Here is a 20,671-nt window from a genome sequence, read left to right as displayed (position 1 = left end):
CCGCAGATCGACAAACCTATACTCGGTAGCAAACGCAGCACCAAAACGCTGCCCTTCCGATCAATCGAGGAACGCACAGAGTGGAGCAAGGCAAATGAGCCAATACAGCGAATTCGAATTCAGGACACAACCGTGGTTTGACCCGGCGTGGTTCGATCAGTCGAACTTTCAGGGATTCAGTCATTTCATCCCGATGAAGACCATTGTGATCCACTGCTTTGACCCGAGGGCATCTGAAATACCGCAGGCTGTCGCGGACTATTTCGAGGATGAGTGCGTAATTCGTGGAAGCTGGACACGCGTTTCGCGTGAAGGTGGACGGCTGATTCGCGCGAAGCTGGACAGTCGGAGCGCAGCGACGCGGGGTTTCCGATTTTTACTCTGATCGGGGTTTGTCGGTCAAACTCTTTTTGTGTTTGCGCATCGACTCGCCGCTGAGATTGACGCGATAGGTGTTGTGCACGAGTCGATCGAGAATGGCGTCGGCGAGCGTCGGATCCCCGAGTACCGCGTGCCAGTTCTCAATTGGAATCTGACTTGTCACAAGCGTCGAACGGTGGCCGTGACGATCATCAAGAATCTCCAGCAGGTCGCGCACGGCGCCGTCGCTCATGGGCGCCATCGCGAAGTCATCCATCAGCAGGACGTCCGTCTTTGCCCACTGCGCCAGCAGGCGTGCGTAGCGGCCACTACCGTGGGCAATGGCAAGATCCTCGTTCAACCGGGGCATTTTCAGATACAGCGTTGAGAAGCCCTGACGGCATGCCTGGTTGGCCAGTGCACAAGACAGCCAGGTCTTGCCAAGACCGGTGGCGCCTATGATCACCGTGCTGTTGCGCTCGCGAATCCAGTTGCACGTCAGCAGCTGGCCGATGAGACTGCGGTCGAGTCCCCGTGCCGAGCGGTAGTCGATGTCCTCGGGCACGGCATCGGGGAACTTCAGTTTTGCGCGGCGTAGCCGCGCCGTCGTCTGCCGTGATTCGCGCACGCTGGACTCTCGCTCAACAAGCAGACCCAGTCGTTCCTCGAAGCTCATTGCTTCGATGTCGGCGAGTCCCTGCTGCTCGGTGAGCGCGGCGGCCATGCCGCTCAGGCGTAGCTCGTGCAGCTTCTCGATGGTCGGATGTCTGAGCATATTTCTCCTTCAATGGTAGTAGTTGGGCCCACGCACGTTGGCGTGCGTAAGCGGTAAGTCGGCCTGTGCAGATGTCGGCGAGGGTTGCTGATCCAGACCGTTCTTCAGCGTTGAGGCGATGAACTTGTACCCCGGCGCTTTGAGATCGATGGCGCGGCAGCAGGCCACCTCAAGTCGCTCGTTGCCATAGTCCTTTGCGAGCCGAAGCACACCAAGACAGGTGCGATAGGCCTGCTGCGGATGCTGGCGACCGCCCAGCAGATGCTCGATGACTGCGGCGGTGTATGGGCCGATGCTGTCCGCCCAGTTGCGCAGGCGCTGTGGGTCCCAGCCAGTGACGGCCTGATGGTTAGCGGGCATGTGTTCATTGAGCGTGGTATGGGCGCCGCGCCGGTCGCTCTTTGCGTGCGCGGCGATACGCTTGCCGCGATGGAAGATCTCGACCGTCGATGTGGTGTAACGAAGGTCAACCTGTTCGCGCGCAAAGCGATGTGGGACCGAGTAGTAATGACCAGTCAGTTCGACGTGATAGTCGATGCCGACGCGGGCGACCTTCCAGTCGGCGTACTGGTACGGCAGCACAGGCAACGCCTTGAGCGCCGGACGGTCAAGTTCCTCGAAGGCGCTGCGGCGCGAACCCGGCAGCTTCTTGAAGGCCTTGTTGTTCAGGCTGGCGAGCAATCCGGCGATTGCCCGGTTCGCCTCGGCCAGACTGAAGAAGCGCTGCTTGCGCAGCCGGGCGAGAATCCAGCGCTGGACCAGGAGTACGCCCTGTTCAACCTTTGCCTTGTCGCGGGGCTTCCCGCTGCGAGCCGGGAGGACAGTGACGCAATAATGCGCGGCCATTGCTGCGTAGGTGCGATTGATCAGCGGATCATAGAAGCTGGGCTTGTGTACGCCTGACTTAAGGTTATCCGGCACGACAATCTCAGGACAGCCACCGATGAATTCGAACGCACGCACGTGCGAGCCGATCCAGTCCGGCAACTGCTGCGTCCAGGTCGCTTCGGCGTACGTGTAGTTCGACGCGCCGAGCACTGCGACGAAGAGCTCCGCCTCACGGATCTCGCCCGTCGCCGCATCGATGATTGCGACCCTGTCGCCGGAGTAGTCGACGAACAGCTTCTCGCCCGGAGCGTGCGTCTGGCGCAATGTCAGGGGCAACGAGCTGGCCCACTGGCTGTAGTGCGTGCAGAACCACGTGTACGCATAGCCGTCCGGATGCTCGGCCTTGTACTCGTTCCACAGCAGATCCAGCGTGACGCCCTTGCGCGAGAGCTCGCGACGGACGGTGGGCCAGTGGGGTTCGGGCCGCTGCCCCTCGACCTGTGGTGGCGGCGGGTACAGCAGCGCTTCGAGTTCATCGTCGGACAGCGTCGCCGACACCGCCCAGGTAAGCCCTGCGCGCTCCATGCGCCGCACATACTGTCCGACTGTCGTTGGAGAGGCACCGACTGCCCGGGCAATCTCACGCTGCTTAAACCCGCAGTCGAAATGCAGGCGCAGCACTTCACGAATTTTACGCATGGTCAACGTTGGATATGCCATGTGGCCTCTCGACGAAATCGTCGAGCGTGCCACGGTTGACCCGCGTCGCTACATCAGAGCGTTACTGTCCAGCTTCGTGTGAAATCGCTGTCCAGCTTGCCGTGAAATCCGTGTCCACCTTCGCGTGAAATGCCTGTCCAGCTTGCCGCGAAATCACTGTCCAGCTTGGTGTGAAATACGCAGATGAGGTCTATCCGGGTGAAAACATTCTTGATGAAGCCGGTAACCGGATCGGTAACACCCGTACGTTGTTCGCCGTGTCGAACGCGGGGGGGGCGCGCCCTTTCGGCTCTGCAGTCGGTCGCAACGATGGACTATCTCTTCAAGGTTCAAAACGTCGTGGTGGTGCATCACTCATTTTGCGGCGCAACGGCTTTCACGCCTGAAGCCCTCGTTGACGAGTTCCATGATCACCATCACGCCGACATCTCAACGATGTTCGATCACGATAGCCTCGCCATTTCGAATTTCGAGGAGTCGATCAAACACGATGTCGAACTGCTTCGTGCCAGCCCGGCCGTACCGAAGAACGTCAAGCTCTATGGTTTCTTCTACGAGATCAATTCCGGCAAACTGACTGAAGTGGTGCGCGATATTCCGGCCCAGGTCACCCTGTAGACCAGCATGCGCGTGGCTGCCGGCCTCGCCTTTTGAAAGTGCCATGTATCCGTCTATGCCGACACATGGCGGAAAGGACTCGGAACAGGAGGAAAGCCGATCGGTCGCGGGCTATGCACGCGATCGTGCCTGTTCGAGTTTTGGAGCGGTCGCATGCGACAACCCAAATTCCTGGTTACTGGCGCGACGGGTAAAACCGGCGTCGATAGGATCAACGATCTTCTCTGATAGTCGCGTGCGCGGTTCCAGGCGACGCTGACCGAAAGCGTACCGCATGGCAACCCATACAGGTGGACATACGAAGCCGGGCAAAGTTTGCTGGCGCAAACCTCAGGTCCTTCCAATTGCATATTTAGCCATGTCCGGTCGAGTGAGCGACAAAGTGCCACGAACTCTGAAAGGCTGCTCATGGCCGCAGGCAGAACTGACATGGATTTTTCAGCGATTCCAGTCGGCATTTTCACGCTTCGAGGTGGTCATTTCTCCAACGACGCCTGTAACGCCCTTCCCGTGGCGGGAACCTTACCCCTCTGTTGTCCAGGGCAATCCGCAGGACAGCTACTATCGCTGTTCAGCACTCACCTATGTCGTCACGCTCGCGAGCCACCCCGCGTTGTCGCGTCCCCTGGCAATGAGGGTGAGCGCGCAATCCATTTTCGCGACTTTTCTACCTCCACCGCTTCACGAAGAATCTCGTTCTCCATCGTCTTCCCTTTCCAATGACAGTGACGATGGGCTCTGCGTGTTTGAGCACAATCCCCAGTCGTGCCACGTCGTCTGCTCGATCTGGAAGTACCGCAACAACATCGCGTGTTGCCCGTTGGCGAACCTGGCTTGACACGCCGACTCCGTGTCAGAAATTGGAAGATCCACGACTATTCGGACAGCACTGCGACAGCCTTGATTTCCACGATGTAGCCGGCCGCACCGCCCAGCATGTGTGCGCCTACGGCGGTCCATGCTGGCAGGGGATGCGTATTGAGGTATCGGTCTCGGACCTCCATGAACAGCGGAAGGTCACGCATGTCCGTATGGAAACTGGTGACGTCAACCACGTCACTGAGCGTTGCGCCTGCAGCTTCGAGCACTGTCTTCAGGTTTTCGAACGCCTGGACAATCTGCGCTTCGCGAGCCTCCACCAGTTTCATGTCGGTGTCACGCCCAATCTGCCCGGACACATACACCGTGCTCCCGACCTTCACTGCAGGGGCGTAGTGAATCTTTTCGTACACCGCTTCCATCCCCGCGGGAACAATGGCTTTACGTTCGTTCATTGCGGCGTCTCCTTCTCGTAATTGTTCTCTAAGCCTTAGCCGTTGTCGCCACCTGCAACGGGCAGCACGGCGCCGGTGATGTAGCCTGCTTCGTCAGAAGCAAGAAAGAGAATGGGAGCGACTTGCTCGTCGAGCGTCCCGTAACGCTTGAAAAAATTCGATTCTTTGACCTGTTTCACTGCTTCGCCCATCCAGGTCTTCTCTTGCTCGCTATCGCCGGCGGCATTGCGAGGCACGCGCCGCGGAGGCGCCTCGGTTCCACCTGGTGCAGCAGCGACCACTCGGATGTTGTGCTCGCCGTATTCCATTGCGAGCGACTGGGTCATTGCGTTAACACCACCCTTGGCAGCCGAGTACGGCACACGGCGGATACCGCGCGTTGCATTGGAGGAAACGTTGACGATGGTTCCGCGACCTTGCGCAAGCATATGCGGAAGAACTGCGTGACAGGCGTACAAGGTTGGCATAAGTGAGCGGCGGATTTCCGCATCAATCTGAGCCGGCTCGAACTCGGCATAGGGCCGCATACGGATGGCACCGCCCACCCCGTTAACCAGGATGTCAATTCGGCCAAACTTCTGCACAGCAAATGCCATCGTAGCGGCCGCGCCTTCGTACGTCTCGAGATCGGCAACGAAGCCGGCGGTGTCAGCCCCCGTCGCTTCGGCAGCGACATCGGAGACGAAGTCGGCGCGGTCGACAAACAGAACCTTCGCACCTTCGGCGGCTGCGCGCAGAGCCACGCCGCGCCCGATACCTTGGGCCGCACCGGTTACGACCATTACCTTCCCTTCGAATCGCGCGTCACTCATGCGGCCACCGGAGTTGCGTTGGGGGTGAACTTTTCGTAATGGAAGCTGTTGGGCTTCACACCATTTTCGTCGAAATACTTGCGCACCGCGTCGACCATCGGCGGAGGCCCGCAGAGGTACACATCAACATCGCCGTCGTTGAGACATTCGGCTGGCATGTGCTGGGTCACCCAGCCCTTGCGCGGATGGCTCGAAGCATCTTCCGCAACAACGGTGCTGAACGTAAAGTTCGGCAGCTTAGCAACGTACGCCTCGACTGCTTCGACCTGTACCAGGTCCAGATCGCGCGTGACACCGTAGATGAGATGGACTTTCTGTTGCGAGTTTGCGCGCACGAGAACTTCCAGCATCGACAGGAACGGGGCCAAGCCCGTGCCGCCAGCCAGGAACAACAGCGGACGCTCGACTGCCCGGAGATAGAAGCTGCCCAGCGGACCAACCAGCTCAACCTTGTCGCCGGGCTGTGCCAACTCCAGCCACGTGCTCATCACGCCGCCGGGAATCTTCTTGATCAGGAAGCTGATTTTCGATTCGCCCGGCGCCGACGAAAACGAGTACGAGCGGTGCTTGCCGCTGCCGGGAACGTCGATGTTGACGTACTGGCCGGCCAGGAAAACCGGAGGGGCGGTGTGCACGTCCAACTCGAGGACAACCGCTGCATCATTGTGCTGTTCGACCTTCGTCACTGTTGCAGCAAACTTGCTTTGCTCAGTCTTGCACGCCGTAGACGATGCCGGGACAGCAATAACGCAATCACTGCTGGGCACCATCTGGCAGGTGAGCACCAGGCCGCTGTCCTTTTCGTCCTCGGTCAGCGCGTCCTCGATATAGTCGTCTCCGAGGTCATAACTGCCGCTCTCTGCACGGCACTTGCAGGTGCCGCAAACACCGTCCGAGCAGTCCATCGGCAGGTTAATCTTGGCGCGAAACGCCGCGTCAAGGACCTTCTCGCCCGCTTTACATTCGACAAAGCGAGTCACGCCGTCTTCAAAGTTCAGTGCAACGTTAAAGCTAGACATATTTGCCTCCTACTTCCTGTCTCGTTCCGACCGATGGCATCAAACGTGGTAGACGTCGAGCACCTGGCGGATATAGTCGTTCTTCAGCGCAATCTTCTTGCTGGAAATCAACAAGCGGTCGTCCACCTTACGAAAGGTGACGTAAATGGTGCCAAAAAACTGATCGGTAACCTTGTAACGATGGCTTAGCGTGTTGAAGTTGTATCGAACCTCCACTTCGTTCTCACGCTCGGCCAGCACTTCCACATTCGTAACGTTGTGACTGGTGCGCGGCTCAGGCATCGATGCGCCGCTTCGCTCTGTCTTGATACGGAACACCCGATCCTCGAGGCCGCCGCGGTCCGGGTAGTACATCAACGAAATCTGGCTTTGGGGGTCGTCCGTGAGCCGGTCGTCGTCGTCCCATGCGGGCATCCAATAGGTGACGTCCTCCGTGTAGCAGGCGAGCCACTCGTCCCACTGGCGATCATCGAGGAAACGTGCTTCCTGATAGAGCGCGTTGCAGATCTTCTGATGGTCGAAACTCATACCGCTGCCTCCGCTTGTTCTTTGCTCAGGGCGTCACGCATCACCTGCACCCAGTATTCGTGCTGGACCACAAAGAGGCCTTCATCTTCGCTGCGCTCACCCGAGATGAGAGGGTTCAAACCCATGCTCTTTGCGTTGTCGTCAGGTCCGTGAATCCACAGCGGAGCGCCGCGCGACAGATCGTTCCACATCGTCGTCGAACCTGCATAGCCGGACTGACAGGCGCGGAATTCCTCCAGGTCATCGCTGGTGCCCATGCCGGAGACGTTGAAGAAGTCTTCATATTGACGGATGCGAATTGCACGATCTTCTGCGCTTTCGCCTTTCGGGGCGAAGCAGAAGATGCTGACTTCGGTCTTGTCGACGCTGATGGGTCGAACCACACGGATCTGCGTGCTGAACTGATCCATCAGGAACACGTTCGGATAAAGACACAGGTTGCGAGTCTGATTGACGATAAAGTCGGCCTTCGTGTCACCGACGCGCGCCTTGATTTCATCGCGATGCTGATACACCGGCCGCACTTCCGGGTTCATCGTCTTTGTCCACAGCAGGATGTGGCCGTGCTCGAATCCATACACGCCGGCGACCGACTTGCTCCAGCTGTTCGCATCAACCGCTTTGGTGCCTTCAACCTTGCGCCGGCCCATCGTCGCAGCGTAGTTCCAGTGAACGGTGCTGACGTGGTAGCCGTCGCAGCCGTTCTCCATCTGCATCTTCCAATTGCCGTCGTAGATGTACGAGGAGTTACCGCGCAGCACTTCGAGACCATCCGGTGCCTGAGAAACGATCTGGTCGATGATGACCTTGGTCTCGCCAAGATAGTCTTCAAGGGGCATGACGTCAGCGTTCAAGCTGCCGAACAGGAAGCCTCGATAGTTCTGAAAGCGCGCCACCTTCTTCAGATCGTGCGAACCCTGCTTGTTGAACTGCACCGGATACTCAGTGGTCTTTTCGTCCTTTACCTTGAGCAGCTTGCCGGTGTTCGAGAAAGTCCAGCCATGGAACGGGCAGGTAAAGCTGCCTTTGTTGCCATGCTTGCGACGACACAGCATCGCGCCTTTGTGAGCACAAGCATTGATGACCGCGTTCAGCTCACCGGTCTTGTCGCGAGTGATAACCACGGGCTGACGGCCAATCCACGTGGTGTAATAGTCGTTGTTGTTGGGGACCTGGCTCTCGTGCGCCAGATATACCCAGTTGCTCTCGAAGATGTGTTTCATCTCGAGATCAAAGAGGTCAGCATTGGTGAAAATGTCGCGGCGGCATCGGAAAACACCGTTTTCCTTGTCGTCCTGCACGGCGTTGCTCAGCAGGTCATCCAGCTGACGGGCTTTGTCGATAGTGGCAGACATGAGCTCTCTCCTACGCGTGCTCCGGGCGGAGCACGCGCATCGGTTCGGTTAAGATTCGGAGGAAGGTAGCGGCGACAGGATTAGTGGATAGCCGCCACGTTTGGGCAGTTACGCTGCTGCCGACGCGCGTAGGCGTTGGACAACCTGGTTGTCCTTGCCCTGGACCAGCGGAGTCAACTCAATGTTGAACTCGATTTCTTTGTAGGCGTCGGCCTTTAGTCCCAGAGCTGCACCGCCCGTCTTCTCGACCACATGCGGAACGAGCTCTTCCCGTGTCGCGTAAGCGAAGTCATCCCAGATTAGCGGATCGCCCTCGATGTTGATCTGGGTCGTCAGCTTGCGATTGTTCTCTGACGTGGCGAAGAAGTGGACGTGCGCCGGACGGTTCCCATGTCGGGCGAGCGCATTCAGAAGCTGCTGTGTCGCACCATCGGGCGGACAGCCATAGCCCACGGGCATCAGCGTACGGAACTCGTACTTCCCGTCAGATCCCGTCTTGACCGCACCGCGCAAATTGAAGTCGCTCTGCGCACCGGTCGGATCGAAGTGGGAATAGAAGCCCTTGGAGTTGGCGTGCCAGCATTCCACCACAGCGCCTGCGACGGGCTTGCCGTCGGCGCCGGTCACAGTGCCACGAATGACGAGCGGGCCCGCATCTTCGTCGGGATTGACGTCAATCCTGGACACACCGTCGCGCACCGGTGCGCCGGCTACGTACAGCGGCCCCTCGATGGTACGCGGCGTGCCTCCGTGGATGTCCGCTTCACGGTCCGCTGCATCCATGCGGATGTCGAGGTATTTTTCCAAGCCCAAGCCAGCCGCGAGCAACGCCGCCTCACCGTCCTGGCCGAGCTTATTGAAGTAATTCACACCCGCCCAGATCTCGTCAGGCGTCATGTCCAGATCGTCGATAGCCCGAAACAGGTCGCTCAACAGGCGATAGGTAATCTGCTTTGCTCGAGCGTCACCTTCCGCGCTGTTTTTATTTGCAGCAGCAGCCAGCAGATCCTGTACTTCCTTCGTGTCGAACACTTTGGTGCTCATGTCTACTCCTGAATCTCTTTAGAATTTCGTGGGGGTTAACCCTTGTCTCATCGCTCGCTCTGAATGCTCATAAGGTATGAGCGAGTGTTGAAACAAAGCGTGAAGGCAGGATAATGGACGGAATAAGGACCGGTCCAACACTGATTTAGTATCGGTCCATATCCAGGAGGTATTGAAATGGAGCTGCGACATCTCCGCTACTTCGTGGCGGTGGCCGAGGAACGCAACTTCACGCGGGCGGCCGAGAGATTGTGCATTGCACAACCGCCGCTGAGCCGTCAGATACAGCAGCTCGAAGAGGCTCTCGGAGTACAACTGTTCGAACGCAACTCGCGCCCGCTGAAACTGACGAACTCGGGGAAGTTCTTTTATTCCCACGCTGTGCAGTTGCTAGCCCAGACGGCCGAGCTTGAATCAATGACGAGGCGCGTCGGGAACATCGAGCGTAGTCTGTCCATCGGATTCGTTGGTTCGACCTTGTACGGCATGCTCCCGAAGATCATCCGGCGTTTCCGGGACGAGAACGCCACAGTCGAACTGAGCCTGCACGAGATGTCAACAATGGATCAAATCAGTGCGCTGAAGGACGGACGCATCGATGTGGGATTTGGTCGTATTCGACACGAGGACGCAAATATCCGACGCGTAGTTCTTCGTGAAGAAAGGATGATGGTCGCGCTTCCCGTGGGCCATCCTCTGTCGCTCGCCAAGCCTCTAATTTCTCTTCGAGACCTGATCCACGAGACCCTGATCATTTTTCCTGCCTCCCCTCGGCCGAGCTACGCGGACCAGGTTCTTTCGGCTTTCCAGGACCGGGCACTCAAACCTGCAAAGATTTACGAGGTCCGAGAACTGCAGATCGCGCTCGGTCTCGTAGCCGCAGGCGAAGGAATCTCGGTTGTACCGAGCAGCGTCTATGGTTTAAAGCGCGAGGACGTAAGCTATGTAGAACTGGATGACCCAACTATCGTGTCGCCCATCATTATGAGCATGCGCATGCTCGATGAGTCGCGAGACATCCAGGAGATGCTCGAGCTTATCTATCGGCTATATGAGGAAGAAAAGATACCGTATACGCCTCGGCCCGACTTAGGGCAATAAGCGCTTTATACCCCGAGGGTATGGGACTAGACGTCGATGGTGTTGGACACGTCGTTAGCGGGCGGGCAATACTTCAGCAACCCGTCAACTCCAACATTCCAGGTATGAACGCCCAAATCACCTCCGTCGAAGCAATTCTCGTCGACCTACCGACGATTCGCGCCCATCAGCTTGCGATGGCGACGATGCAGCAACAAACATTGGTCATCGTTCGTCTGAGTACGAGCGACGGCATTGAAGGCATTGGCGAAGCTACTACGATCGGCGGCCTGTCGTATGGCGATGAAAGCCCCGAAGGCATCAAGCTGACCATCGACACTTACCTTGCTCCGGCACTCATTGGGCAAGACGCGACGAATGTCAACAGCGCAATGCTCAAACTGAACAAGGTCGCTCGTGGGAACCGGTTTGCCAAATGCGCGATTGAGACGGCGCTGCTGGATGCTCAGGGAAAGCGACTGGGGGTTCCCGTCTCCACCCTACTCGGCGGCGCGGTTCGGAAGACTTTGCCGGTTCTCTGGACTCTCGCGAGCGGCGATACGCAACGTGACATCGAGGAAGCAGAGATGCTTCTTGCAGAACGCCGTCACAACACATTCAAGCTGAAGATCGGTCGCCGTAGCGTTCGCGATGACGTGGCGCACGTATCGAAGATCAAAGCTGCACTCGGTGACAGAGCCAAGGTCACAGTCGACGTCAATCAGGCGTGGAACGAAGTTGATGCAGCACTGGGAATACAGGCACTCGAAGCCGCAGGCATCGACCTTATCGAACAACCTACGCCGCGCGAGCAGCATGGCGTGCTTGCGCGTCTCGCTGCTCGCTTCATCGTGCCGATCATGGCCGATGAAGGCGTGACGGGGCCCGAAGATGCGCTTCAACTCGTGAGCCATGCCTGCGCAGACGTCTTCGCATTGAAAATCGCGAAGTCTGGCGGGATCTACGGGATGATGCGGACCGCTGCGATCGCCGACGCTGCTGGCGTATCCCTATACGGCGGGACGATGCTCGAAGGCAGCATTGGCTCTATCGCATCGGCGCACGGTTTTTGCGCGCTCCCGCAACTGTCTTGGGGCACTGAGCTGTTTGGGCCGCTTCTGCTGAAAGACGACATCGTTACTGAGCGCCCACAGTATCGCAATTTCGATCTGCATATGCCGGAGGGTCCGGGTCTGGGTCTTCAAATCGACGAAGAAAAGCTCGCTTTCTATCGTCGCGACAAGCAACACTGATCGAACGCACGAAGCCTTCATCGTCAACTGTTTCTGTCTTCTCCTGCCTCCGAACAGCAGGAGATTCACACCTTTCTGGAGAAAGACTGTGCTTTACCTTGTCAAGATGACTGTGAATTTGCCGCACGACATGCCCGCTACCCAGGCCGATCAAATCAAAGCTCGCGAAAAGGAATACTCGCAGGAGCTTCAGCGGCAAGGAAAGTGGCAGCAATTGCATCGCATCGTCGGCGAGTATGCGAACTATAGTGTCTTCGACGTTGACTCGCATGACGAGTTGCATACGATCCTGTCGGGACTGCCCTTGTTTCCGTACATGCAAATGCAAGTCACCCCGCTAGCGCATCACCCGTCCTCCATTCGATAGCACTACGCACGTTTCCATGGCTCACGACACGGATGTCACGTTGACGTCGACCGCCTCGGACGGGGGCTGGTCTGTATCGGCGGTGACCGCAGGGCTGCTCGCGGTTATCATTTCTTATGCAGGCCCGCTCGCAATTTTCTTCCAGGCGGCACATTCCGCTCATCTTGACAATCACGTCATCGCATCGTGGGTTTGGTCCATTTCGATGGGCGCCGCCATCTCTGGAATCGCACTGAGCTGGTGGATGAAGCAGCCGATCATCACCGCGTGGTCCGCCCCTGGCACTGCGCTGCTTGTTACGCTCTTCCCGGGTATGCCGGTAAGCGATGCAATCGGCGCCTACATCATCGCCGCCGTATGCATCTTTGCGCTTGGCGTTTCCGGTCTCTTCGACCAGATCGTGAAGCGTATCCCACAAGGGATCGCCTGCGGAATGATGGCAGGCATTCTCTTTCAGTTCGGCACCACTGTGTTCAAGTCCGTCGCTATCAATCCCTGGCTCGCGCTGGGCATGCTGGTTAGCTACATCGTTTTTCGACGATGGGCTTCGCGGTACTGCCTCATTCTGGTGTTGGCGACCGGCTGCGCGCTGGCGATCATGCTCGGCCTGACGCATCTGGAAACCGTCAGTCTGCAGATTACCCGCCCAGTGTTGACGATGCCCACGTGGACCTGGCAGTCGACCGTGAGTTTGACGTTACCCCTCGTTATCGTAAGTCTGACCGGGCAATTCCTGCCCGGCTTCGCAATTTTGCGAGCGTCAGGTTATCAAACGCGGAGTCGCCCCGTTCTTGTCGCGACCAGCCTGGCGTCAATGCTTATCTCGTGCACCGGTGGAATCACAATTGTGATCGCTGCTATCACTGCGGCCCTGTGCACCGGTCCTGACGCCCACCCCGATGCTAACCGCCGTTACATCGCAGGTATCGCAAACGGAGTCTTTTATCTGATAGGGGGCACTCTCGCGGGGACCGTCGTTCTGCTCTTCGCTGCTCTTCCCAATGCGCTGATCGGCGTGCTCGCTGGCCTCGCCTTGCTCGGTGCCATTGCGACAAACATAGTCGGGCTGGTACAAGACGAAGCCCATCGTGAAGCGTCGTTCATTACATTCGTCGCAACGGCATCAAACATGACCTTTCTCGGCTTGGGCTCTGCCTTCTGGGGGATCGTGTTTGGAATCATTGCTCACATCGTTTTTGGACGAGCTGGACATAAGCGATGACGAGCGGCCCTCACCTATGGCAACACTGTAGTCTGAAATTTCGTCACCCCGTTCCCCCTACCCAAACTAATGAGTTCACGCATGAACAAGCCTTGCATCATTTCCGTTGCGATCACGGGATCACTGCCCCGCAAGAAAGACAATCCGGCCGTGCCTATCACTGTGAATGAGCAAATTGAATCGACCCAGGCGGCATTCGAAGCCGGGGCGACTCTAGTCCATCTCCATGTACGCAACGATGACGAAACTCCCACGTCAAATCCCGATCGTTTCGCGCTGGTGCTCGAAGGCATTCGCAAGCACGCGCCGGGCATGATCACCCAAGTGTCTACCGGTGGTCGCTCCGGAGCAGGCAATGAGAGAGGTGCCATGCTATCACTGCGGCCTGATATGGCATCCCTCGCAACCGGTTCGGTCAATTTCCCCACACGTGTCTATGACAATCCGCCGGACCTGGTCGACTGGCTCGCCGCCGAAATGAAAGTCTATGGCATCAAGCCCGAAGTCGAGGCCTTTGACCTGTCGATGATCTTCCAGGCCGCGGCGATGCAGGCAGCGGGCGCGATTGTGGGTCCCCTTCACATCCAGTTTGTGATGGGCATCAAGAACGCAATGCCTGTCGATCGCGAAGTGCTTGAATTCTACGTTCAAACCCTCAAGCGCCTTTCGCCCGATGCGACATGGACCGGCGCCGGCATCGGACGCAATCAACTGACGATGGCTCGCTGGTCTCTCGAACTCGGAGGGCACTGTCGCACCGGGCTAGAGGACAATGTGCGGATGGACAAGAATACGCTCGCCCCGTCCAATGCCGCGCTTGTGCGCCAGGTGGCCGAGCTTTGCACGGAGTATGGTCGCCCCGTCGCGAGCGCAACCCAGGCTCGCGAAATCCTGAATCTGAGCTAGAAGCGCGGCTAACAGCGCGTCCTCCCCTTAGAACTGTCGTGCGAGCTTACCAGTCAGCGCCCGTGAATCTGCACAAGTGTGCAGCCGGGGGCTCAGCTTCAAAACAGATGGTCGGCAAAGCAGCGGAGCCATCGGCAGCAGCGCGGGCAAAGGGCCCGCAGCGTCGTACGCCTACCGGCATCCTTCGCGCTGCTTCACCAACGGCTCGCGATCTCTGGGACGGGGTAGATGTTGTCGGTCGTCGCCCGTTAGCATGCGCTGTCGTGTGAAGTCGCACTCCCTTAGATAAGAAACCGTCCTTTTGGGGTGTTGGCACGGGCTGTCCTCCAGGAACGTGGTCTCGGAAATGTCAGCCCGCGCGCAAGCTCCCCGAGCCGCGCTCAACCACCGCCAGAATTAGTTTCCTCCTCGCTCCCAAAAATTACCTCCTTCACCGCTGCCATCGGCACCAAAAACAGATGAATCGCCTCGTTGCCTTCAACGGGCGGAACTTCATCGGCCTGCGTCAGATACTTGAGGGTGCGCCACTCTCGTTCATACGACCACTTTGAGGTCTTTGTAAAAAAGACTTCCTTCTGGATGTCCAACTGACCTGGCTCTACGTAGACCACGGGAGTCGTGTCCGTGGACAACACGTTCATCAGCTCACCACAGTTTTTCGGGTCTTCCGGCGTGGGAAAGAAGAAGTTAATTGTCGCATCGAGACCAACTACAACACCTGAATATGTGAGCCGACCTCCCTAAGATGAAAGGTGGAGACAAACGACGTGACTGGGCCGTGCAGTGCCGTTGCTGCCGGTTGGAGAGACAGTGGGACAAAACTTCAGACGTTGACTCGACGCTACGTTCAAGAGTGTGCACGACGGCGAGAACGCCCGGGACGTCCACTACCGGATGAAGTCAAACCCGGCTAATCCAGTTGAGACTACGAATGATCCCGTGACGTACATCAATTGAAAAAGGGGCCCTGCCCACTGGTCGAAACCGCCGACGAATGGGTTCTTCACGGCGTCAGTTATCCAAACTGTCTCGCCGAGTTTGGCACGAACGCGCAACGCGCGTTGTATGAATAATCGACCCTCAACCTCGCGACGCGCCAGGCATCAAAGACTTGCCGGCCCGCGTTTCGCCGGATAAAGCGCGGCGCACGCAACCCTCTCCGGATCGAACCACGGCGTGCCTGACAGACCGCTTACGCCACGCAGTGCGCATCGACGCGCAAAGCTCAGCGGCGCGACAATATGCTGGTTAGAATATCTGGCAATCAGACGCCGGCGCGTTGCCGCCTTATTTGTTCCTTTGCAGCAATGCCGGCACGACACAAGGAGACAAGCGATGTGGTTTGTCGGAAAAAGCGAGCTTCTCGCGTTGATCGAACGCAACTGCCTCGAAGAGGTGATGCCGGCCTTCAGCGATCACCGCAGCCTGCGCAAGAACGCTCTGATCTATCGCCCTGAGGAGCAAAGCGAATACGTGTACCTGCTGAAGGTCGGTCACGTGCGGCTCTATCGGCTCACCGAGGAAGGCCAGGAAATCACGCTGTCATTTATCAAGGCCGGCATGATCTTCGGCGACGGCGACGTGCTCAACGAAGCGAGCTACTCACACTATGCGGAGACACTCGCCGCAAGCCGCATTTGCTATATCCGTAAGGCAGACTTCAAAGACCTGCTCAAGCGCTACCATGTGATCAACCAGTTCGTGTTGCGCAGCCATCACCAGCGCTGGCAGGAAGCGCAAAAGCTGATCGAGAATCTGTCGCTGCACGACGTGCGCAAGCGCCTCGTCAATATTCTCGCGATGTTCGCCAACCAGATCGGCGCACCGTTCATGCATGGCGGAGCGGGCGGCGCGGTGCTGATAGACCTGTCGATCGCGCAGGACAAGTTGGCGGAATTTATCGGCACGTCGCGCGAATCGGTGAACCGCCACTTCAGCGATCTCAAAGCCGAAGGCCTCGTCGATACACACGAACGCAAGGTCGTGCTGACACCCGCGTTCGTCGCGCAATTTCTGCCGGGGATGACAGCGGCGCTCGCCGCCGCGAGCACCGCACAGCCTGTAGCCAGCAGCGTGCAGCCGGCCCATCATGCGTACAGGACGCCGGTGGTGCGTGCTTAGTGCGTGTCTGACAGCGCGGCCTTGACCGTCGCCACGCCGCTTTGCGGGCTGGACAGCACCGGCACGCGCGTCTGGCCGAGCGACGGTACGAGCCGCGCCATCGACACCTGCGCGAGCACCACCACGTCCACTTCTTCGGCAAGTGCGACGATGGCGTGCTTGAGCACTTCGTCGTGACGCTCCGCATCGCCGGCCAGGAGCGCGGCGAACGCTTCTTCGGCGACGCGCTCGACCACACTGATCTCGCGGCCCGCTTCGGCGGCTTTCTTGCGGATCAGCCGCACGGTCGGCTCAAGTGTGGTTTTCACGGTGGCCACCACACCGATCCGCGTGCCGAGCCGGCTCGCTTCCTGCGCCATGGTTTCGTCAATCTTGAAGATCGGCGTACGGATCATGCCGCGCAACGTATCGACCGCTTCGCCGACTGACGAGCACGCGTTCAGGATAAAGTCCGCGCCCATCGCCTGCGCGTTCGACATATACGAATACAGTCGGCTCGTGACTTCAGGTGTCAGGTGTCCGGCGCTGCGTACGTCGTTCAGCAGGCTGTCGTCGACAATATTGATCATCCGCACATCCGGCAATTGCGCGGCGAATTGATCCTTGAGCGGCTGAACCGTCACCGGACCGGTATGCACTACGACTATCGTGGCCATCTGGATTGAAGCTCCGTGTTGAATAAACAGACCGTTGCGGCGGGACTTTATGCGGTTGCCGCCGCCATCACTCGCTCCTGGGTTGCATCTGCGCGCCCGAATGTACCGTTCAGACGCCCTTCGCGAACCACCAGAATGCGATCGCTGATCGCCAGCACTTCCTGCAGGTCCGACGAGATCGCGATGATCCCAATGCCCTGCGCGGCAAGCCGCCCGAGCAGAGCATGCACTTCCGCTTTCGCGCCGATATCGATACCGCGGGTCGGCTCGTCGACGATCAGCACACGCGGATTGCGAGCAACCCACTTCGCGAGCACGACTTTCTGCTGGTTGCCGCCGCTCAGGTTGATCACTTTCTGTTCGATGGTTGGCGTTTTGACGCCAAGCGTGCGTACGAATTCGCGGCAGCGTTCGTCTTCGGCCATGCGTCGCACGAACTGAAACGGCGAGTAGGTTTCGAGGTGCGTCAGGCTGAAATTCTCGCGCACGCTCATGCCGGCTATCAGGCCCTGCCCCTTGCGGTCTTCGGTGACGAAGCCGATGCCGTTGGCGATTGCATCGTGCGGACTGTCGATCGCCACGAGTTTGCCGGCGATCAGCACGTCGCCGCTCTTCGGCCGCATCCCGAAGATCATCTCCATGATCTCGGTGCGCCCCGAGCCAACCAGCCCCGCAATACCAAGAATCTCGCCGCGATGCACAGCGAAGCTGATGTCGCGAATGCGCGCCGGCACGCTATTGTGTGAGCGAAGCTCCAGATTGCGCACTTCGAGCACGATCTCGCGTGTCGCATGCGATGCGGACACCGCATACAGTTCGTTCAGGTCGCGATCGACCATCTTGCGCACCAGCCACTCGCGGGTAACCTCCGCCATCGGCGCACTGCCGACGGTTGCGCCGTCGCGCAGCACCGTCACGCGGTCAGCCAGTTCGAACAGTTCCTCGAGCCGATGCGAGATATAGACAATGCCGATGCTCTGCATCCGCAGCCGCTTGATCAGGTCTAGCAGAATGCGCGTTTCGTGATGGCTCAACGACGCAGTCGGCTCGTCCATGATGATGATCTTCGAATCGCATGAGATCGCCTTGGCGATTTCGACCATCTGTTTCTGCCCGACGCTCAGGCGACTCACCTGTTCGCGCGGATCGACGCGCATGCCGATCGTTTCGAGCAGAGTGCGCGCCGCGTCGTTCATCCGCGCACGGTCGATCATGCCGAAACGGGTCAGCGGCTCGCGCGCGAGAAAGATGTTCTCGGCAATGCTCAGGTTTTCGACGACCGACAGTTCCTGATAAATGATGCCGATGCCCAACGCGCGCGCATGATTACCGTCGCGCAATGTCACCGGTTCGCCTTCGATGCGGATTTCGCCGCCGGCATCAGGTTCGAGCACGCCGGTGAGAATCTTCATCAACGTGCTCTTGCCCGCACCGTTTTCGCCCGCCAGCGCCAGCACTTCGCCGCGCGCGATCTCAAGCGTTACGCGGTCCAACGCACGCACACCGGGAAACGTCTTCGAGATGTCGCGCACTTCGAGAAAAGGTTTCATCGGCGGTCCCTGGCTGGTGGCATGGCGGGTTGTGCTTGCCGCGTGGTCGGCCCGCGCGGCTACCTGGCGCAGCTCCTTCCTGCGGTTACTTGGTATAGCTGCCGAGATTGTTCTTTGTCACCACGGTCACGCCGGTGTCGATATCGTTCGCCTGCTTCTCGCTGCCCTGGATCTGCGAAACCAGATGCTCGACAGCCAGCTTGCCCATGGTCACCGGGCGCTGCACCATGATTGCCTGGATCGAGCCATCGCGGACGCCCTTCACGGTGTCAGGCAGATCGTCGAACGCGATCACTTCGAGCTTGCCCTTCATCGCGCCGAACTCCTTGGTGTTCAATACCTTTGCAACTGCCGGCCCGCCGACCTGGCTCACACCGAAGACGCCCTTCAATTGAGGATGCGCACGCAGCGTGGTCTCGACCACTGAAACGCCGCGCGCCAGATCGTCGTCAGTGCCCTGCGTTTCGACGACCTTGATGCCCGGATATCTGGCGAGACCCTTCTTGATGCCGGCGATGCGCTCGTTCAGATTCACCGCGCCCAGTTGCCCGGTGACGATCGCGACATCGCCCTGACCGTTCAATGCCTTACCCATCGTCTCGGCCATCGTCTCGCCCGCCGATTCGTTGCTGGTGCCGATATACATCGAGCGGCCACTATTAGGCGAATCCGAATCGTAGGTCAGCACCTTGATGCCGCTCTTTTCCGCGCGCTTCATCACGCTTTCGACTGACTTTGGCTCGTTCACCGAAATCGCAATGCCGTCGACGTGCTTCGAGATCAGGTCTTCGATGATCTGCACCTGCGTCGAACCCTGGGTGTTTTGCGGCACCACCCATTGATAATTGACCGACAGCTTGTCCGCAGCAGACTTCGCACCGTTATTGCAATCGTCGAAGAACGGCACCGCGACTTTCGGAATCACCGCGACCGAAATATCCTTTGCGTCTTTCGCGTGAGCAGTACCGGCCGGGAGCGCACAGAGCGCCGCTACGGCCGATACCGCGAGCAATGCGTTCAGGCTGCGCGCACGGGCCGCGCGAGTCAGGGTTCGTTGCATGATGGTGTCTCCAGAATGCGTCGGTTTATAGGAATTTGGAAAGTCACAAGACAGCCTGGCGCATGCGCCAGACCTCGCCTGCGGCCTTAGCGCCCTTTAGAGCGCAGCCGCCAGATATCGATGCTTACCGCAATCAGGATCACGGAACCGGTGATGGTTTGCTGCGCATAGGTGTCGATATTGAGCAGCACCACGCCATTGGTGATGATGCCGGCCAGCGCCGCGCCGATAATCGCGCCTTCGACGCTGCCTACACCACCCGACAGGCTCGCGCCGCCGATCGCGGCGGCCGCGATCACGTCGAGTTCCGCGCCGAAGCCCGCGGCCGGCTCGGCCGAAACAAATCGCGAAAACGCGAGCACGCCTGCCAGCGCCGCTATCGCGCCGGACAACGCATAGACGGTGAACTTCACGCGCGCTGTGCGCACGCCGCTTAGCCGGGCGGCAGTTTCGTTACCGCCCGTCGCATACACATGACGGCCGAAGCGCGTGCGCCGCATCACAATCGAAAAACACACCGCAAGCACCGTCATCACTACGACCGGGAACGGGATAAAGCCGAGATAGCCTTGACCGAGGAACGTAAAGCTCTCAGGGACATCCGGCGTGAGCGGGACCCCTTTAGTGATGATGTACATCAAGCCTCGACCGATCGACAGCGTGCCGAGCGTCGCGATAAACGGCGGCAACCGGACACGCGTGACAAGAAAGCCATTGAACGCACCGACTACAACGCCAGTTGCGAGTCCCGCCGCAACGGCAACCATTGCGCCGAGACCGTGCTGGAAAGACAGCGCGGTCACCAGCGACGACAGTCCCATCACCGACCCGACCGACAGATCGATGCCGCCGGTAATGATCACCAGCATCATCCCGACTGCCATGATCGCCGTCAGCGAAAACGAGCGGAATACGCCCATCAGATTGTTGGTCGTCAGGAAGTATGGCGAGAACAGACTGATCAGTACGCCGACCAGAATCAACACAGCGAAGATGTTGAATTCGCGCACCCTGACGCAAGCGCGCAGCAACGCGAGCGGCATCGGCAAAGCGGGCACGTCGGTTTTCGAAGAAAGGGCTCTCAACGGATAGTCTCCTCGGCGTCGCGCATGGATATCGCAGT

The 20,671-nt window shown here is 58.7% G+C and carries 22 protein-coding genes; 9 read left to right on the top strand and 13 right to left on the bottom strand.

Translation table 11 applies throughout. The features are described from left to right. Nucleotides 1-94 precede the first annotated feature (94 nt). Nucleotides 95-385: a hypothetical protein gene (locus tag FRZ40_RS45625; RefSeq protein ID WP_240057498.1), complete on the top strand. Its 291-nt coding sequence runs from the start codon at nucleotides 95-97 to the stop codon at nucleotides 383-385. Here FRZ40_RS45625 and istB read toward each other — a convergent pair. Continuing rightward, entirely contained in the window at nucleotides 377-1,135 is a 759-nt protein-coding gene (gene istB / locus FRZ40_RS41910; RefSeq protein ID WP_137337201.1) for an IS21-like element helper ATPase IstB, read from the bottom strand. The two genes, FRZ40_RS45625 and istB, sit on opposite strands and share 9 nt — an antisense overlap. Nucleotides 1,136-1,144: 9 nt before the next feature. Further along, nucleotides 1,145-2,683: an IS21 family transposase gene (gene istA / locus FRZ40_RS41905; RefSeq protein ID WP_147235074.1), complete on the bottom strand. Its 1,539-nt coding sequence runs from the start codon at nucleotides 2,681-2,683 to the stop codon at nucleotides 1,145-1,147. A gap of 309 nt (nucleotides 2,684-2,992) precedes the next feature. On the opposite strand from istA, the gene FRZ40_RS41900 reads away from it, so the two are divergent. Beyond that, nucleotides 2,993-3,301 (top strand): carbonic anhydrase, encoded by a 309-nt coding sequence (locus FRZ40_RS41900; protein ID WP_240057497.1) that lies wholly within the window; start codon nucleotides 2,993-2,995, stop codon nucleotides 3,299-3,301. Nucleotides 3,302-3,575: 274 nt separating this feature from the next. After that, nucleotides 3,576-4,139, top strand: coding sequence for an amidase family protein (locus FRZ40_RS46090; protein ID WP_147238205.1), 564 nt, complete (start codon nucleotides 3,576-3,578; stop codon nucleotides 4,137-4,139). 37 nt (nucleotides 4,140-4,176) lie between these two features. On the opposite strand, the gene FRZ40_RS41890 is transcribed toward FRZ40_RS46090, so the two are convergent. The 6 genes from FRZ40_RS41890 to catA form a co-directional block, all read right to left on the bottom strand. Continuing rightward, entirely contained in the window at nucleotides 4,177-4,575 is a 399-nt protein-coding gene (locus tag FRZ40_RS41890; RefSeq protein ID WP_147238204.1) for a RidA family protein, read from the bottom strand. Between the two features lie 35 nt (nucleotides 4,576-4,610). Continuing rightward, nucleotides 4,611-5,387 (bottom strand): benzoate diol dehydrogenase BenD, encoded by a 777-nt coding sequence (gene benD, locus FRZ40_RS41885; RefSeq protein WP_028370897.1) that lies wholly within the window; start codon nucleotides 5,385-5,387, stop codon nucleotides 4,611-4,613. After that, on the bottom strand, nucleotides 5,384-6,406 hold the full coding sequence (gene benC, locus FRZ40_RS41880) for a benzoate 1,2-dioxygenase electron transfer component BenC (RefSeq protein WP_147238203.1): 1,023 nt from the start codon (nucleotides 6,404-6,406) through the stop codon (nucleotides 5,384-5,386). Before benC ends, benD begins: the two co-directional genes overlap by 4 nt. Nucleotides 6,407-6,445: 39 nt before the next feature. After that, complete coding sequence (gene benB, locus FRZ40_RS41875) at nucleotides 6,446-6,934, bottom strand: benzoate 1,2-dioxygenase small subunit (RefSeq protein ID WP_147238202.1); 489 nt, start codon at nucleotides 6,932-6,934, stop codon at nucleotides 6,446-6,448. Beyond that, nucleotides 6,931-8,289: a Rieske 2Fe-2S domain-containing protein gene (locus FRZ40_RS41870; RefSeq protein ID WP_028370900.1), complete on the bottom strand. Its 1,359-nt coding sequence runs from the start codon at nucleotides 8,287-8,289 to the stop codon at nucleotides 6,931-6,933. The genes benB and FRZ40_RS41870 overlap by 4 nt, the downstream gene beginning before the upstream one ends. Before the next feature lie 108 nt (nucleotides 8,290-8,397). Further along, nucleotides 8,398-9,333 (bottom strand): catechol 1,2-dioxygenase, encoded by a 936-nt coding sequence (gene catA, locus FRZ40_RS41865; protein ID WP_147238201.1) that lies wholly within the window; start codon nucleotides 9,331-9,333, stop codon nucleotides 8,398-8,400. A 177-nt stretch (nucleotides 9,334-9,510) separates the two neighbouring features. Between catA and FRZ40_RS41860 the strand changes: the two genes are divergently transcribed. From FRZ40_RS41860 to FRZ40_RS41840, 5 genes are all read left to right on the top strand, one after another. Further along, on the top strand, nucleotides 9,511-10,434 hold the full coding sequence (locus tag FRZ40_RS41860; protein WP_035544017.1) for a LysR family transcriptional regulator: 924 nt from the start codon (nucleotides 9,511-9,513) through the stop codon (nucleotides 10,432-10,434). A gap of 104 nt (nucleotides 10,435-10,538) precedes the next feature. After that, nucleotides 10,539-11,666: a muconate/chloromuconate family cycloisomerase gene (locus FRZ40_RS41855; RefSeq protein ID WP_147238200.1), complete on the top strand. Its 1,128-nt coding sequence runs from the start codon at nucleotides 10,539-10,541 to the stop codon at nucleotides 11,664-11,666. Nucleotides 11,667-11,754: 88 nt separating this feature from the next. Continuing rightward, nucleotides 11,755-12,033, top strand: coding sequence for a muconolactone Delta-isomerase (catC, locus tag FRZ40_RS41850; protein ID WP_028370855.1), 279 nt, complete (start codon nucleotides 11,755-11,757; stop codon nucleotides 12,031-12,033). Nucleotides 12,034-12,049: 16 nt separating this feature from the next. After that, entirely contained in the window at nucleotides 12,050-13,255 is a 1,206-nt protein-coding gene (locus FRZ40_RS41845; protein ID WP_028370856.1) for a benzoate/H(+) symporter BenE family transporter, read from the top strand. Between the two features lie 81 nt (nucleotides 13,256-13,336). Then, nucleotides 13,337-14,161 (top strand): 3-oxoadipate:acetyl-CoA acetyltransferase, encoded by an 825-nt coding sequence (locus FRZ40_RS41840; protein WP_147238199.1) that lies wholly within the window; start codon nucleotides 13,337-13,339, stop codon nucleotides 14,159-14,161. 380 nt (nucleotides 14,162-14,541) lie between these two features. Here FRZ40_RS41840 and FRZ40_RS41835 read toward each other — a convergent pair whose 3' ends face one another. Further along, nucleotides 14,542-14,802: a DUF2971 domain-containing protein gene (locus tag FRZ40_RS41835; protein WP_147238198.1), complete on the bottom strand. Its 261-nt coding sequence runs from the start codon at nucleotides 14,800-14,802 to the stop codon at nucleotides 14,542-14,544. A 694-nt stretch (nucleotides 14,803-15,496) separates the two neighbouring features. On the opposite strand from FRZ40_RS41835, the gene FRZ40_RS41830 reads away from it, so the two are divergent. Continuing rightward, nucleotides 15,497-16,282, top strand: a complete 786-nt coding sequence (locus FRZ40_RS41830; RefSeq protein WP_147238197.1) for a Crp/Fnr family transcriptional regulator — start codon at nucleotides 15,497-15,499, stop codon at nucleotides 16,280-16,282. Here FRZ40_RS41830 and FRZ40_RS41825 read toward each other — a convergent pair. From FRZ40_RS41825 to FRZ40_RS41810, 4 genes are all read right to left on the bottom strand, one after another. Beyond that, nucleotides 16,279-16,938, bottom strand: coding sequence for an aspartate/glutamate racemase family protein (locus FRZ40_RS41825; RefSeq protein WP_028370860.1), 660 nt, complete (start codon nucleotides 16,936-16,938; stop codon nucleotides 16,279-16,281). The two genes, FRZ40_RS41830 and FRZ40_RS41825, sit on opposite strands and share 4 nt — an antisense overlap. A gap of 47 nt (nucleotides 16,939-16,985) precedes the next feature. Then, on the bottom strand, nucleotides 16,986-18,488 hold the full coding sequence (locus FRZ40_RS41820; RefSeq protein ID WP_028370861.1) for a sugar ABC transporter ATP-binding protein: 1,503 nt from the start codon (nucleotides 18,486-18,488) through the stop codon (nucleotides 16,986-16,988). 85 nt (nucleotides 18,489-18,573) lie between these two features. Continuing rightward, on the bottom strand, nucleotides 18,574-19,548 hold the full coding sequence (locus FRZ40_RS41815; protein WP_147238196.1) for a sugar-binding protein: 975 nt from the start codon (nucleotides 19,546-19,548) through the stop codon (nucleotides 18,574-18,576). Between the two features lie 86 nt (nucleotides 19,549-19,634). Further along, a complete protein-coding gene (locus FRZ40_RS41810) occupies nucleotides 19,635-20,591 on the bottom strand; it encodes an ABC transporter permease (protein WP_147238573.1) in 957 nt (318 codons plus the stop codon). Nucleotides 20,592-20,671: the final 80 nt, after the last annotated feature.

It is taken from the genome of Paraburkholderia azotifigens (genome assembly GCF_007995085.1).
Lineage (GTDB): Bacteria > Pseudomonadota > Gammaproteobacteria > Burkholderiales > Burkholderiaceae > Paraburkholderia > Paraburkholderia azotifigens.
This window is presented reverse-complemented; position numbering and strand designations above follow the sequence as displayed.

Excerpts from the sequence above, each read along its gene's own strand:
- FRZ40_RS45625 (WP_240057498.1), top strand. The coding sequence starts at position 95 with ATGAGCCAATACAGCGAATTCGAATTCAGGACACAACCGTGGTTTGAC.
- istB (WP_137337201.1), bottom strand. The coding sequence starts at position 1,135 with ATGCTCAGACATCCGACCATCGAGAAGCTGCACGAGCTACGCCTGAGC.
- istA (WP_147235074.1), bottom strand. The coding sequence starts at position 2,683 with ATGGCATATCCAACGTTGACCATGCGTAAAATTCGTGAAGTGCTGCGC.
- FRZ40_RS41900 (WP_240057497.1), top strand. The coding sequence starts at position 2,993 with ATGGACTATCTCTTCAAGGTTCAAAACGTCGTGGTGGTGCATCACTCA.
- FRZ40_RS46090 (WP_147238205.1), top strand. The coding sequence starts at position 3,576 with ATGGCAACCCATACAGGTGGACATACGAAGCCGGGCAAAGTTTGCTGG.
- FRZ40_RS41890 (WP_147238204.1), bottom strand. The coding sequence starts at position 4,575 with ATGAACGAACGTAAAGCCATTGTTCCCGCGGGGATGGAAGCGGTGTAC.
- benD (WP_028370897.1), bottom strand. The coding sequence starts at position 5,387 with ATGAGTGACGCGCGATTCGAAGGGAAGGTAATGGTCGTAACCGGTGCG.
- benC (WP_147238203.1), bottom strand. The coding sequence starts at position 6,406 with ATGTCTAGCTTTAACGTTGCACTGAACTTTGAAGACGGCGTGACTCGC.
- benB (WP_147238202.1), bottom strand. The coding sequence starts at position 6,934 with ATGAGTTTCGACCATCAGAAGATCTGCAACGCGCTCTATCAGGAAGCA.
- FRZ40_RS41870 (WP_028370900.1), bottom strand. The coding sequence starts at position 8,289 with ATGTCTGCCACTATCGACAAAGCCCGTCAGCTGGATGACCTGCTGAGC.
- catA (WP_147238201.1), bottom strand. The coding sequence starts at position 9,333 with ATGAGCACCAAAGTGTTCGACACGAAGGAAGTACAGGATCTGCTGGCT.
- FRZ40_RS41860 (WP_035544017.1), top strand. The coding sequence starts at position 9,511 with ATGGAGCTGCGACATCTCCGCTACTTCGTGGCGGTGGCCGAGGAACGC.
- FRZ40_RS41855 (WP_147238200.1), top strand. The coding sequence starts at position 10,539 with ATGAACGCCCAAATCACCTCCGTCGAAGCAATTCTCGTCGACCTACCG.
- FRZ40_RS41845 (WP_028370856.1), top strand. The coding sequence starts at position 12,050 with ATGGCTCACGACACGGATGTCACGTTGACGTCGACCGCCTCGGACGGG.
- FRZ40_RS41840 (WP_147238199.1), top strand. The coding sequence starts at position 13,337 with ATGAACAAGCCTTGCATCATTTCCGTTGCGATCACGGGATCACTGCCC.
- FRZ40_RS41835 (WP_147238198.1), bottom strand. The coding sequence starts at position 14,802 with ATGAACGTGTTGTCCACGGACACGACTCCCGTGGTCTACGTAGAGCCA.
- FRZ40_RS41830 (WP_147238197.1), top strand. The coding sequence starts at position 15,497 with ATGTGGTTTGTCGGAAAAAGCGAGCTTCTCGCGTTGATCGAACGCAAC.
- FRZ40_RS41825 (WP_028370860.1), bottom strand. The coding sequence starts at position 16,938 with ATGGCCACGATAGTCGTAGTGCATACCGGTCCGGTGACGGTTCAGCCG.
- FRZ40_RS41820 (WP_028370861.1), bottom strand. The coding sequence starts at position 18,488 with ATGAAACCTTTTCTCGAAGTGCGCGACATCTCGAAGACGTTTCCCGGT.
- FRZ40_RS41815 (WP_147238196.1), bottom strand. The coding sequence starts at position 19,548 with ATGCAACGAACCCTGACTCGCGCGGCCCGTGCGCGCAGCCTGAACGCA.
- FRZ40_RS41810 (WP_147238573.1), bottom strand. The coding sequence starts at position 20,591 with ATGCCGCTCGCGTTGCTGCGCGCTTGCGTCAGGGTGCGCGAATTCAAC.